This window comes from Streptomyces sp. NPDC049040, assembly GCF_043197715.1.
Classification (GTDB): domain Bacteria; phylum Actinomycetota; class Actinomycetes; order Streptomycetales; family Streptomycetaceae; genus Actinacidiphila.
Genome location: NZ_JBICTO010000002.1, coordinates 75,377 through 88,224, shown reverse-complemented (window position 1 = coordinate 88,224; position 12,848 = coordinate 75,377). Strand labels below are relative to the sequence as shown.

The following is a 12,848-nucleotide window of genomic DNA, read 5'->3' as shown; positions in this document are numbered from 1 at the left end:
CCGGCGCCCGCTCCGGTGCGGCCCCCGCGGTCCCTTGTGGCCTTACGCAGGAGGGGGTTTGACGATGGCGGCCTGTGGCCTGATGGGGAGGCGGGCGACGGGTCGGCCGGTGGCCGCGCGGACCGCGGCGGCCACCGCGGCGGGCGAGGTCACCACGGGAACCGCGCTGACCGCCTTGGCGCCGAACGGCGCCACCACATCGCGCTCCTCGACCAGCTTGACGATCCGGACGTCCGGCGCGTCCAGAGCGGTGGGGAGGGCGTAGCCGGTGAGGCTGGGCCGCTTGACGACGCCGCGGGGGGCCCGCAGGTCCTCCATCAGGGCCAGCCCCAGGCCCTGGGTGACGCCGGCCTCGATACGGGCGGCCAGCTGCCGCGGGTTGAGGATGCGGCCCACGTCCTGGGCGACGGCGAGCTCGACCACACGGACCGCGCCCAGCTCGATGTCGACGTCGACGACCGCGCGGATCGCGCAGAAGGTGAGCCCGACGAAGGCGTCGCCCTGGCCGGTGTCGTCCAGGCGGTCGGTGGGGTGCGGGCGGCACTGCGCGGTCGCCCACAGCTCCTTGCCGTCCAGCGTCTCGGCGACGGTCGTGGAGAGCACCCCGTCGTAGGAGGTGATCTTCCCGTCGGCGATGGTCAGCAGCTCCACCGACATGCCGAACTTCGCCGCGAGCGGCTGGAGCAACTGCGTCCGCACCATCTTCGCGGCCCGCTCGACCGCGCCGCCGGAGACCCAGGTGTGCCGGCCGCGGGCGGCAGGTCCCGCGGGCGGCTGGTCGGTGTCCGAGGGCAGCACCCGGACGTCCTCGACGCCCAGCACCTCCTGCACGATCTGCCGGGCCAGCGTGGTGAAGCCCTGCCCGGTCTCGACGGCGGCGCAGATGACGGTGGCGCGGCCGTCGTGGACCCGCACGGTCGCGGTGGACACCTCGTCGGTGCCCTCCGCGCCGAGCACGTGGACCATGCCCAGCGCGTAGCCGACCCCGCGGCGCACCGCGCCGGGCTCGCCCGCGCCCGAGGTGCCGCCCGGCAGCAGCCACTGCGACTCGTCGTCGCCGTCGGGCAGCGGCGGCAGGTCGGCGTCGCGCACGGCCTTCAGCAGCTCGCCGACGGGCGCGGGGCAGGTGACGGTCTGCCCGGTGGGCAGCAGGTCGCCGGTCGCCAGCACGTTGCGCATCCGGATCTCGGCCGGTTCGAGGCCGAGCTTGGCGGCGAGCTTGTCCATCTGGCCCTCGTAGGCCGTGCAGACCTGGAGCGCGCCCTCGCCGCGGACGTGCCCGGAGGGCGGGTTGTTGGTGCGTACCGCCCAGCCCTCGACGAAGACGTGCGGCACCACGTAGGGCCCGGCCGCGAAGGCCACCGCGGCGGCCAGCGCGTCGGAGGACGCGTCGGCGTAGGCGCCGGCGTCCAGCAGGATCTGCGCCTCGACCTTCACCAGGCGCCCCTCCGCGTCCGCGTGGTGGCGGTAGCGGAGCAGGGTGGGGTGGCGGTGGGCGTGCCCGAGGAAGGACTCCTCGCGGGTCGCCACGAACTTGACCGGGCAGCCGGTCTTCAGCGCCAGCAGGCCCAGCGGCAGCTGGATGCCGGAGTCCTCGCGGTCGCCCATCGCGCCGGGCACCCCGGTGACGACGACCTTGACGTGGTCGGCCTCGAGGCCGAAGCAGGCGGCGGCGATGTCGCGGTCGGCGTGCGGGTCGGTGGAGGCGACATAGAGCTCGACGCCGCCGTCCGGGCGCGGCACGGCCAGCCCCGCCTCCGCGCCGATCGGCGCCGGGTCCTGGCGGCCGACGCGGTAGAGGCCCTCGACGATGACCTCGCCGACGGTGTCGGGGTCGCCGAAGCGCAGCGGGATGTGCCGGATCAGATTGCCGTCGGGGTGCAGCGGCTCGGCGGCGAAGGCCTTCTCCGGGTCGGTGACGGGTTCGAGCACCTCGTACTCGACCAGGATCGCGGCGGCCGCCAGCCTGGCGGTGTCGGGGTGGTCGGCGGCGACGGCGGCGATCGGCTCCCCGTGGTGCCTGACGATGTCCCGGGCGAAGACCGGCCGGTCGGCGACCAGCCGCCCGTGCATGGCGTCGCCCGGCACGTCCTCGTGGGTCACGACGGCACGCACGCCGGGCATCGCGGCGGCCTCCGCGGTGTCGATCCTGACGATGCGGGCGTGCGGGTAAGGCGAGCGGAGCACCGCGGCCCACAGCAGGCCCTCGGCCCACAGGTCGGCCGCGTACGGGTAGGTGCCCTGGGTCTTCGCCGGCGCGTCGGTGGACGGCACGGACATGCCGATGCCGTGCGGGGGGCCGCCGGCCAGGGTCTCGGCGACGGGGCCGGGTCCGTCGATGACGCTCATCGGGCGCCTCCGGCCGGGGTGCCCGCGGTGCTCGGCGTGCGGGTGCCCGCCGGGGGGCCCGCGTACGGGCGCGACGTCGTCCGCAGGCGGCCCCGCGGGGGTCTGGCGCCGGGGCCGAGCGGGGCCCGGGGGATGTGGCGCGCGGGGTTCATACGGCCGCCTCCGGGGGCGTGGGGCCGGACTGGGCGGGGATACGGGCGGCCGCCGGTGGATCGTCGGCGTCGCGGGCGGTGACGACCTGGCGGACCGCTTCGATCACACCTCGGTAGCCGGAGCAGCGGCACAGGTTCCCGGAGAGGGCCTGGCGCGCTTCGAGGTCGGTGGGCCGGTGGTTGCCCTCGAGCAGGTCGTGGACGGTCATCGCCATGCCGGGGATGCAGAAGCCGCACTGGACGGCGCCGCACTCCACCAGCGCCTGCTGGACGTCGGAGAGCCGGCCGTCGGCCGACAGGCCCTCGACGGTGCGGACTTCGCTGCCCGCGGCGGTCGCGGCGGGCACCAGGCAGGAGGCGACGAGCCGCCCGTCCACCTGGACCGAGCAGGCACCGCACTCGCCCTGCTCGCAGCCGTCCTTCGCACCGGCGAGGCCGAGGCGCTCGCGCAGCACGTAGAGCAGCGACTCGCCGAGCCAGGCGTCGGTGACGGGCCGCTCGGTGCCGTTGACCCGCAGCAGGTAGGAGGCGAGCGGGTGTTCGCTGCGGGTCTGCTCGACCGGCTCGGGCTCGGGCTCCGGCTCGGGGTCCGGCTCCGCTTCCGCTTCCGGCTCGCGGTCGTCCTCGGGCGGCAGTCCCGGCTCGGCGTCCGCCTCCGCGTCCGCCGCGGCGGGGGCGCCGGCTTCCGGCACCTCGTCGACCACCGCGGACCACGCGGCCTCCGCCGACACATGGTCGACCGGCTCCCAGGGCACCGCCTCGCCGCCGGAGAAGGGCGTCCACCGGCCGTCGGCTTCCGCGGCGGCCGCGGGCTCGGCGGCCTCCGCCGGGGCCTGCGCTGCGGCGGAGGCAGCTGCCGCCGCGCCCTGCCCGAACATCCCGGCGGGGAAGGACTGCGTGGGCGCGGCGGGCGACGGCGCCCGGTCCCACGACGAGGTGAAGGCGCCGACCGAATACTCGCCGGAGTCGCCCTCGACCTCCTCCCTGATGACCGGGATCGTCCACTGGGTGGCCGGGTCGGCCTCGCCCGCGGGGCCGTGCGCGATCAGCGGGTCCTCGCCCGGAGCCGGCTCGGGCGGCAGCTGCGCGGCGAAGGAGACGTGCATGGTCTGGTCGGGGTCGTAGTCCCCGCCGCCCGGAACGGGCTGCCAGGCCCCGGAGTTGCCGGGGGCGCCCGGCTGCTGCGGCTGGTCGGTCATGCCAGGGCCCTCCCGAGCGCTCGGCGGGACAGTGCGGCCACCGTACGGCGCAGCTGGACGGCGGCCGGGGGCAGTTCGACCCCCGGCTGGTCGGGGATGCACGCGGCCGCGACGTACTCGCCGAAGGCGGTGCACGCCTCGGGCGCGAGATTGCGCTCGCCGTCCCAGTCGATGAGGCCGGCCACCCACTGCTCGGCCTCCAGCGGGCGCAGCGGCACCTGGGCGACCGCGCCGACCGCGCACCGCACCTGGCGCCGCGCGGGGTCGACGACGAGCGCCACGGAGGCGACCGCGCGGCCCGGCCCGGTGCGGCCGGTGGCCTTGAGGAAGGTCTGCGGGGCGTGCAGCAGCGGGATGCGGACGAAGGCCAGCAACTCCCCCGGCCGCAGCGGGTCCATGCCGGTCAGCAGGTGGCTGACCGGGATCTCCCGGTCGGCCTCGGGGCCGGCGAGGATGACGCTCGCCTCCAGCGCGGCCAGCACCGGGAGGGCGTCACCGGTGGGCGCGGCGGAGACGATGTTGCCGCCGAGGGTGCCCGCGTTGCGGATCTGCGGAGGCCCCGCCGACCGCGCGGCGGCGGCCAGCGCGGGGATGAGCGCGGCGAAGTCGGGGCGGCCCATGCGCGCGTGGGTGAGACCCGCGCCGAGCAGCGCGGCCCCGTCGGCGTACTGCCAGCCGCGGATCTCGCCGATCCGGCCGAGGCCGACGAGTGCGGCCGGGCGCAGCAGCCCGGCGTTCACCGACGCCATCAGGTCGGTGCCGCCCGCCACGGGCACGGCGCTCGGCATGTCGGCAAGCGCCGCCACCGCCTCGTCGAGCGAGGACGGCAACGTGACATTCTCCGCGGTCTGCTGTGCATACGTGCTCACGCAGCTGCCCCTTCCCGGCCTTCCTCCGTCACGCGGTAGCCGTACCGTACGTGCTGAGCGCCCGGACGTGGCAACTCTGGCACATCTTCCCCCGGGGTCGGCGCGAGGGTCCATGAAGTACCGATCCGTCCGCCACGCGAGCGATCGTACGGCTCCCGCGGAAAACGGCACAGTGCCTGAATTGCCACCCTTCGGGGGTGTTGTGACGGTTGCGAGTCCACGGTGCCAGGTCCGCCGCGGCCTGGTGCGGAAGTTGCAGAATGGTCACACGTTCGTGGGCGGACCGTCTTTCGGGCGCCCCAGGACGCCGGGACGGCGCTGCCAGGGCAGCGGGCCGCCGGGCGGGCGGTATTCGACGCCCAGGGCGTCCAGCCGGGCGTAGTGGGTGCGCATCCTGGCCTCGAAACCGGGCCAGTCCCGCTCGGCGGACGCCGGCAGCCGCGACCAGGCGACCTCGGCCAGCGCGGTGAGCCGCGGGTAGACGGCGTAGTCCACCGCCCGCGCCGAGTCCAGGACTTCGGTCCACACGTTCGCCTGCGTGCCGATGACGTGTTCCGCCTCGGCCGCGGTCAGCACCTCGGGGACCGGCTCGAAGCGGTAGACGTCCTCCAGGGTCCGCACGTGCGCGATCGGCACCGGCTCGTCGGGCCCGGCCGCCTGCCGCCAGTCCAGGTACACCTGGCTCTGCGGGCACATCACCACGTCGTGCCCGGCCCTGGCGGCCGCGATGCCGCCCGCGTAGCCCTGCCAGGACGACACGGCCGCGCCCTCCGCGAGGCCGCCCTCCAGGATCTCGTCCCAGCCGATCAGCCGGCGCCCGCGGTCCGCGAGCCAGCGGTCGAAGTGCCGGATCAGAGCGCTCTGCAGCCCGTCCTCGTCCGCCACCCCCAGCTCGGCGATCCGCGCCTGTGCGGTGGGCGACTCCCGCCACTGGTCCTTGGGGCACTCGTCCCCGCCGATGTGGAAGAAGGTGCCGGGGAAGATGTCCAGCAGCTCGGTGAGGACGTTCTCGTAGAAGCGCAGGGTCGCCTCGGTGGGCGCCAGCACGTTGGGGTTCACACCCCAGTGGGTCAGCACCCCCAGCGCGGCGGTGTCGACGACGTCGGCGTTGCCGAGCTCCGGGTACGCGGCGATGGCCGCCTGCGAGTGGCCCGGGATGTCGATCTCCGGCACCACCGTGATCTGCCGGTCCGCCGCGTACGCGACGATCTCCCGCAGGTCGTCCTGGCTGTAGCAGCCGCCGTGCGGGCGCTCGTCCCACAGCGGGGACTCCAGCAGGCCCACCTTCGTACGCTCCCGCCAGCCGCCCACCTCGGTCAGCCGCGGGTAGCGGAGGATCTCGGGCCGCCAGCCCTGGTCATCGGTCAGGTGCAGGTGCAGCACGTTCAGCTTGTGCGCGGCCATCAGGTCCAGGTGGCGCAGGACGCCGTCCTTGGGCATGAAGTGGCGTGCGACGTCCAGCATGAAGCCGCGCCAGTGGAAGCGGGGCCGGTCCTCGATCTCGCAGACCGGCAGCGTCCAGGGCTCGGCCCCGCGGGCCGGGGCTCTGCGGAAGGCCGCGGGGCCCATCAGCTGGCGCAACGTCTGCGCGCCCCAGAAGACGCCGGCGCTGTCGCCTCCGGTGACCTCCACGGCGTCCGGCGCGACCACCAGCCGGTAGGCCTCGGGGCCGAGGTCCGGGTCCACGGCCAGCCGCACGGGGCTGCCGCCGCCCTGGAAGTCCACGCCGGTCGCCGCCGCGAGCACGCCCCTGATCCACCGGGCGGTGGCCTCCGCCCCCTCCCCCACCTCCAGCCGCGTGTCGGCACCCACCACGAACCTGCCGTCACCTGTCCGCGTACGCCGCGGCTGCGGGATGAGATCCATGCCGCCCATCCTTTCCCCCCACCCCCCAGCCCGCCCCCCTGGGGTCCCCCTCCCCCCACGAGAACCACCTCAGGGACCGGCCCCAGGGGCGCGAGGAACTGCGCGCGCAACCCAGACACACCCCCAGCCGACCACCCACCCCAGGTGCCACCCCCCAAGGGCGCGAGGAACAGCGCGCGCAACCCAGACACACCCCCAGCCGACCACCCACCGCAAGGGCCACCCCCCAGGGGCGCGAGGAACAGCGCGCGCAACCCAGACGCACCCCCAGCCGACCACCCACCGCAAGGGCCACCCCCAAGGGCGCGAGGAACGCCGCGAGCAACCCAGACGCACCCCCAGCCGACCACCCACCGCAAGGGGCTACCCCCAGGGCGCTGGGCCTCTACCCGAGGGGACCCGGGGCCGGGCGCACCCGGGGAAGTTGCGGGGCCGGGCTAGAGAGCCCGGGCACGCATGGCGCGGGCACGCGTCGAGAAGACCCCGGCGGCGGCCCAGGTGGCGAGCAGCCAGCCCGCATGGGCGAGTGCGAGGTCGCGCCACGTGGACCTCGCCGCGGACCCGGCCACCGCGGCAGCGAGCGTCGCTCCGAGCAGCAGCGCGGGCACGACGAGCTGGAGCCGGCCGAACCAGGAGAAGGCGAAGACCCGCCGGGTGAATTCCGCCCCGTACCACCAGTGCACGCCGACCACGGCGAGTGCGACGCCGGCCGCACCGGCCACCGTCACCGGGACGGCGGCCCACAGCGGCCACATCTCCCGCCGCCAGGCCCGGTCGGCGATGAGCCCGGTGGTCAGCAGCGGCGCCATGGGGATGGCGGCGCCGACGTGCGCGGCACGGATCTGCCACAGCCGGTCGTCCGCGGCCAGCTCCATGCGGACGGTCGCCCTGATGCCGCGCAGCCGGGCCCTGGCCCCGGTGCCGGTGCGCCTGCTGTGTACGCGTACGACCACGGTGAGCAGCACCGCGGTGACGAGCAGTACGACGCCCGCCGCGATGAACTGCCAGTTGTCGCCGGTCTCCAGCCGGTAGAGCTGGATGGCCCAGAGCAGGCCGACGGCGAGCCCGCCGGTGACGACACCGGCCCGGGGGGCCTGGAGCTGCCCGGGGTCGGCGCCGAGCATCAGGGAGCGCTCGACGGCCATGCGGTGCTCGGCCCGCAGCCGCCGGGGTATCCGGCCCAGGACGCTGCGTCCCGAGCTGAGCGAGCGGGCCAGCGCGACCTGCGCCTCGGCCTCCTGCGGCGCGATGTCGACGGCGCGCCGGGCGGCCGCGACCGCGTCGGGTGCGCGGCCGAGCCGCCGGTAGACGTCCGACAGCAGCACCGCGGGCTCCCAGCCGTCCGGGTCCGTCCCGGTGGCGCGCAGCGCGACGATCAGCGCGTCGTGGACCTCGTCGAGTGAGAGAAGGACCACACCGGCCAGCACGAAGACGTCGGCCGCCTCCCCGGGGCCGGCCAGCGCCAGCGCCCAGTCGACGGCCTCGCGGGCCTCGGGCCCGCGCTTCTCCTGCGCGAGCACCCAGGCCCGCAGCAGGTAGCCGGCGCTGCCGTTGCGCTCGACGAAGGCGTCGCCGACCACGGCGTGCGCCTCCGCGAAGCGGCCCTGTCCCACCAGTGCGTGCACGCGCTCGCCGCTGGTGGAGTCGTCGTCGGGCGCGTCCGGGGTACCGAACACGCCCCCGTCACCCTCGTCGCCTTCCACGGGCCTCCCCTGTCCGCCGGAAGGGCGTCAGGCGTTGCCGCCGCTGCCCTTGCCGGACTTGTCCTTGTCGCCGCCGCCGCCGAGCGGCATGCCCTCGTAGATCTCCTTGCACATCGGGCAGACCGGATATTTCTTCGGATCGCGGCCGGGGACCCAGACCTTGCCGCACAGGGCGACGACGGGCGTGCCTTCCAGCGCGCTCGCCATGATCTTGTCCTTCTGGACATAGTGCGCGTAGCGCTCGTGGTCGCCGTCACCGTGGGAGAGCTGCGGAGTCGGCTCGACCAGAGTGCCGGTGCCCGCCCCGCGCTCGGGCTCAAGAGTGCTCATAAGACCCAAGACTAGTTGAGAGACGGATCGTCGGGATACGTGGCCACCATCGCCAGCTCGTTGCGCTGCCTGCGCAGCACCGACCGCCACAGCCGTTCGGGGTCGGGCGCGGACACGTCGCCCGGCTCGGACTCGACCACGTACCAGGCCCCGTCGACCAGCTCGCGCTCCAGCTGGCCCGGCCCCCAGCCGGAGTATCCGGCGAAGATCCGCAGGGACCCCAGCTCGGCGGCGAGCAGCTCGGGCGGTGCCTCCAGGTCGACCAGGCCGATCGCCCCGTGCACCCGCCGCCAGCCCAGCACCTCGACCGGCTCGCCGGGGCGCGGCTCGCCCGGCACCACGGCCAGCCCGAGGGCGGAGTCCAGCGAGACCGGGCCGCCCTGGAAGACGACCTGCGGCAGGACGGCGAGCGCGGCCCAGTTCTGCAGCACGTCGCCGACGCCGACCGGGGTGGGGCGGTTCAGGACGACACCGAGCGACCCCTCCGCGTCATGGTCGAGGAGGAGCACCACTGCCCGGTCGAAATTGGGGTCGGCCAGTTTCGGGGTGGCGACGAGCAGCCGTCCGGTGAGCGAGGACACCTCGGTCATGGTCCACATGATCCCGCATGCCGGGCCGCGGCGGGGGGTGGTGCGGGGGATGCGCGCCGGACTCCGGGGTACGCGGTGGTACGGGCCCTCGGGAGGGGGTCGCGGGGCGCATTACCATTTCCTCTGTTCTCCCCTGGCTCTACCCGTTCCGACGATCGCGAGATCCATGACCGACATCGCCGATGTACTGCTTGTCCATGGCGGAACCCCCCTCGAAGGCGAGATCCGGGTCAGAGGCGCGAAGAATCTCGTGCCCAAGGCCATGGTCGCCGCCCTCCTCGGCAGTGAACCCAGCCGGCTGCGCAACGTGCCGGACATCCGCGACGTCAGGGTGGTGCGCGGTCTGCTCCAGCTGCACGGCGTGACGGTCAACGCCGGTGAGGAGCCGGGCGAGCTGGTGCTCGATCCGACCCGGGTGGAGAGTGCGAACGTCGCGGACATCGACGCGCACGCGGGCTCCTCGCGGATCCCGATCCTGTTCTGCGGCCCGCTGCTGCACCGGCTCGGCCACGCGTTCATCCCGGGTCTCGGCGGCTGCGACATCGGCGGCCGGCCGATCGACTTCCACTTCGACGTGCTGCGCCGCTTCGGCGCGACGATCGAGAAGCGGGCGGACGGGCAGTACCTGGAGGCGCCGCAGCGGCTGCGCGGTTGCAAGATCCGGCTGCCGTACCCGTCGGTGGGCTCCACCGAGCAGGTGCTGCTGACCGCGGTGCTCGCCGAGGGCGTCACGGAGCTGTCGAACGCCGCGGTCGAACCCGAGATCGAGGATCTGATCTGCGTCCTGCAGAAAATGGGCGCGATCATTTCCATGGACACCGACCGTACGATCCGCATCACCGGTGTCGACAAGCTGGGCGGGTACACGCATCGGGCCATTCCCGACCGCCTGGAGGCCGCCTCATGGGCCAGTGCGGCCCTCGCGACCGAAGGGGACATCTACGTCCGCGGGGCGCAGCAGCGCTCGATGATGACGTTCCTGAACACCTTCAGGCGGGTCGGCGGCGCCTTCGCCATCGACGACGAGGGCATCAGGTTCTGGCACCCGGGCGGCCCGCTGAACGCCATCGCACTGGAGACCGACGTCCACCCGGGCTTCCAGACCGACTGGCAGCAGCCGCTCGTGGTGGCCCTCACCCAGGCGTCCGGGCTGTCGATCGTGCACGAGACGGTCTACGAGTCCCGGCTCGGCTTCACCTCGGCTCTGGGCCAGATGGGCGCACACATCCAGCTGTACCGCGAGTGCCTGGGCGGCAGCGCGTGCCGGTTCGGGCAGCGCAACTTCCTGCACTCGGCCGTGGTGTCGGGGCCGACGAAACTGGAAGGCGCCGATCTGGTGATCCCGGACCTGCGCGGCGGCTTCTCGTACCTGATCGCGGCGCTCGCCGCGCAGGGCACCTCGCGGGTGCACGGCATCGATCTGATCAACCGGGGCTACGAGAACTTCCTGGCCAAGCTGGAAGGCCTGGGGGCGCACATCGAGCTGCCGGCCGCCGCCGTGCCCGCGCCTGCCGGTTCCACGCCCGCCGTGGCGGTCGCCTGAGGCGGCTCGCTCGGCCCGCGGGCCGAAGGCAAACGGAAGGGCGGCCGTCCCCGGCACCGGGGAGGCCGCCCTTCCAGGCGTCCAGGGGGCTTACTTGCCCTTGGCGGCTTCCTTGAGCTTCGAGCCCGCGGAGACCTTCACGCTGTAACCGGCCGGAATGTTGATCGGCTCGCCGGTCTGCGGGTTGCGGGCGGTGCGGGCGGCACGGTGAGTGCGCTCGAAGGTCAGGAAGCCGGGGATCGTGACCTTCTCGTCGCCCTTGGCCACGATCTCGCCGACGGTCTCAGCGAACGCGGCCAGAACGGCGTCGGCGTCCTTACGGGTCACCTCTGCACGGTCGGCCAGGGCGGCCACCAGCTCACTGCGGTTCATATCTGTACTCCCGTGTTCTTTCTGCCATGGGGGCGCGAGCTCGAAGCTGTTGCTGTGTGCCTCACTGCCCAGGTGTGCATCCTGCCCCCATATATGGGCGGAAAGCCAATCGCCTGCCCGCGCGAGTCGCGGAAAAAGCGTTGCGGCACCGCGGGGATGACGGATTGTCGTCACATGCTCGACGCTCGGAATACGAATCCGGGCGTTTCCCGTCTCACAGCCCCTGGGTCGCCGGGGCGGCCGCGGCGGCGGACACCGCGGGGCCCTGCGCCCTCGCCGCGTCGCGTACGGCGTCGGCGACGGCACCCGCCACCTTGTCGTTGAAGACGCTGGGGATGATGTAGTTCGCGTTGAGCTCGGCGTCGGCGACGACGGCCGCGAGCGCCCGGGCGGCGGCCAGCATCATGTCGGTGTTGACCGTGCGGGACTGTGCGTCCAGCAGGCCGCGGAAGACACCCGGGAAGACCAGCACGTTGTTGATCTGGTTGGGGAAGTCGCTGCGGCCCGTGGCGACCACGGCCGCGGTCTGCCTGGCCACCGACGGGTCCACCTCGGGGTCCGGGTTGGCCAGCGCGAAGACGATGGCGTTGTCGGCCATCGCCGCGACGTCGGCGCCGTCCAGCACGTTGGGCGCGGACACGCCGATGAAGACGTCGGCCCCGGCGACTGCCTGCTTCAACGTGCCCGTCGCGCCCTCGGGGTTGGTGTTGTCGGCGATCCAGCGCAGCGCCGACCCGGCGGGCGCGTCGACCAGGTCCTCGCGGCCGGCGTGCACCACGCCGTGGATGTCGGCGACCACCGCGTGCTTCACGCCCGCCGCGATCAGCAGCTTGAGGATCGCCGTACCGGCGGCGCCGGCCCCCGACATGACGACCCGTAGGTCGCCGATCTGCTTGCCGACCACCCGCAGCGCGTTGGTCAGCGCGGCGAGCACCACGATGGCGGTGCCGTGCTGGTCGTCGTGGAAGACCGGGATGTCCAGCGCCTCGCGCAGCCTGGCCTCGATCTCGAAGCAGCGCGGCGCGGAGATGTCCTCCAGGTTGATGCCGGCGAAGCCGGGGGCGATGGCCTTGACGATCGTCACGATCTCGTCGGTGTCCTGCGTGTCCAGGCACAGCGGCCAGGCGTCGATCCCGGCGAACCGCTTGAAGAGCGCCGCCTTGCCCTCCATGACCGGCAGCGCGGCCTTCGGCCCGATGTTGCCGAGGCCCAGCACCGCGGAGCCGTCGGTGACCACGGCGACGCTGTTGCGCTTGATGGTCAGCCGGCGGGCGTCCTCGGGGTTCTCAGCGATGGCCATGCAGACCCGGGCGACCCCGGGGGTGTAGATCATGGACAGGTCGTCACGGTTGCGGATCGGGAGCTTGGACTGCATCTCGATCTTGCCGCCGAGGTGCATCAGGAACGTACGGTCGGAGACCTTGCCGATCACGACACCCTCGATGCCGCGCAGCTTGCCGACGATCTCGTTGGCATGCTCGGTGGAGCTCGCGGCGACCGTGACGTCGATCCGCAGCCGCTCGTGCCCCGACGCGGTGACGTCCAGACCCGTGACCGATCCGCCGGAGGACTCCACGGCGGTGGTCAGCGCGCTGACCGCGGTCCCGCCTGCGGGGACCTCCAGTCGCACCGTGATCGAGTAAGAGACGCTTGGCGCCGTTGCCATGACGACCTTCTTCCGGTTCCTGCTGAGGGTGGTTCGTACCCGTGGAAGACTACTTCCACGATGTGAAGGCGCGGCAACACCCCGGTTTTGCCCTCCGCGGGAAGAGTCTCCGCCCACCGTTTGTTAGCCTGATTACGACACCGGCCCGATCCAAGCCCCCGGGCCCAACCTTAGGCGCTTCGAGCGCCCACTTGCCGCGAGGCGAGCAT

10 protein-coding genes are annotated in these 12,848 nt (G+C 73.6%); 1 reads left to right on the top strand and 9 read right to left on the bottom strand.

The genetic code is table 11. The features are described 5' to 3' along the window. Positions 1 to 42 precede the first annotated feature (42 nt). From ACGFMP_RS05285 to ACGFMP_RS05255, 7 genes are all read right to left on the bottom strand, one after another. Positions 43 to 2,349 carry a xanthine dehydrogenase family protein molybdopterin-binding subunit gene (locus tag ACGFMP_RS05285; protein WP_393670412.1) on the bottom strand — a complete coding sequence of 769 codons (2,307 nt, stop codon included), beginning with the start codon at positions 2,347 to 2,349 and terminating at the stop codon, positions 43 to 45. A gap of 148 nt (positions 2,350 to 2,497) precedes the next feature. Next, entirely contained in the window at positions 2,498 to 3,700 is a 1,203-nt protein-coding gene (locus ACGFMP_RS05280) for a (2Fe-2S)-binding protein (RefSeq protein ID WP_393670411.1), read from the bottom strand. Then, positions 3,697 to 4,569 (bottom strand): FAD binding domain-containing protein, encoded by an 873-nt coding sequence (locus ACGFMP_RS05275; protein ID WP_393670410.1) that lies wholly within the window; start codon positions 4,567 to 4,569, stop codon positions 3,697 to 3,699. Before ACGFMP_RS05275 ends, ACGFMP_RS05280 begins: the two co-directional genes overlap by 4 nt. 264 nt (positions 4,570 to 4,833) lie before the next feature. Continuing rightward, positions 4,834 to 6,435, bottom strand: a complete 1,602-nt coding sequence (locus tag ACGFMP_RS05270) for a beta-N-acetylhexosaminidase (RefSeq protein ID WP_393670409.1) — start codon at positions 6,433 to 6,435, stop codon at positions 4,834 to 4,836. A 437-nt stretch (positions 6,436 to 6,872) separates the two neighbouring features. Beyond that, a complete protein-coding gene (locus ACGFMP_RS05265) occupies positions 6,873 to 8,111 on the bottom strand; it encodes a hypothetical protein (protein ID WP_393670408.1) in 1,239 nt (412 codons plus the stop codon). 54 nt (positions 8,112 to 8,165) lie between these two features. Next, positions 8,166 to 8,468 carry a DUF3039 domain-containing protein gene (locus ACGFMP_RS05260; RefSeq protein WP_033176250.1) on the bottom strand — a complete coding sequence of 101 codons (303 nt, stop codon included), beginning with the start codon at positions 8,466 to 8,468 and terminating at the stop codon, positions 8,166 to 8,168. Positions 8,469 to 8,479: 11 nt separating this feature from the next. Continuing rightward, entirely contained in the window at positions 8,480 to 9,058 is a 579-nt protein-coding gene (locus ACGFMP_RS05255; protein ID WP_393670406.1) for a YqgE/AlgH family protein, read from the bottom strand. Between the two features lie 166 nt (positions 9,059 to 9,224). Here ACGFMP_RS05255 and murA point away from each other — a divergent pair, with 166 nt between their 5' ends. Further along, on the top strand, positions 9,225 to 10,601 hold the full coding sequence (gene murA / locus ACGFMP_RS05250) for a UDP-N-acetylglucosamine 1-carboxyvinyltransferase (protein ID WP_393670404.1): 1,377 nt from the start codon (positions 9,225 to 9,227) through the stop codon (positions 10,599 to 10,601). 90 nt (positions 10,602 to 10,691) lie between these two features. On the opposite strand, the gene ACGFMP_RS05245 is transcribed toward murA, so the two are convergent. Continuing rightward, positions 10,692 to 10,973 (bottom strand): HU family DNA-binding protein, encoded by a 282-nt coding sequence (locus tag ACGFMP_RS05245; protein WP_016645140.1) that lies wholly within the window; start codon positions 10,971 to 10,973, stop codon positions 10,692 to 10,694. 214 nt (positions 10,974 to 11,187) lie between these two features. Continuing rightward, positions 11,188 to 12,639 carry an NAD-dependent malic enzyme gene (locus ACGFMP_RS05240; RefSeq protein ID WP_393670402.1) on the bottom strand — a complete coding sequence of 484 codons (1,452 nt, stop codon included), beginning with the start codon at positions 12,637 to 12,639 and terminating at the stop codon, positions 11,188 to 11,190. Positions 12,640 to 12,848 lie beyond the last annotated feature (209 nt).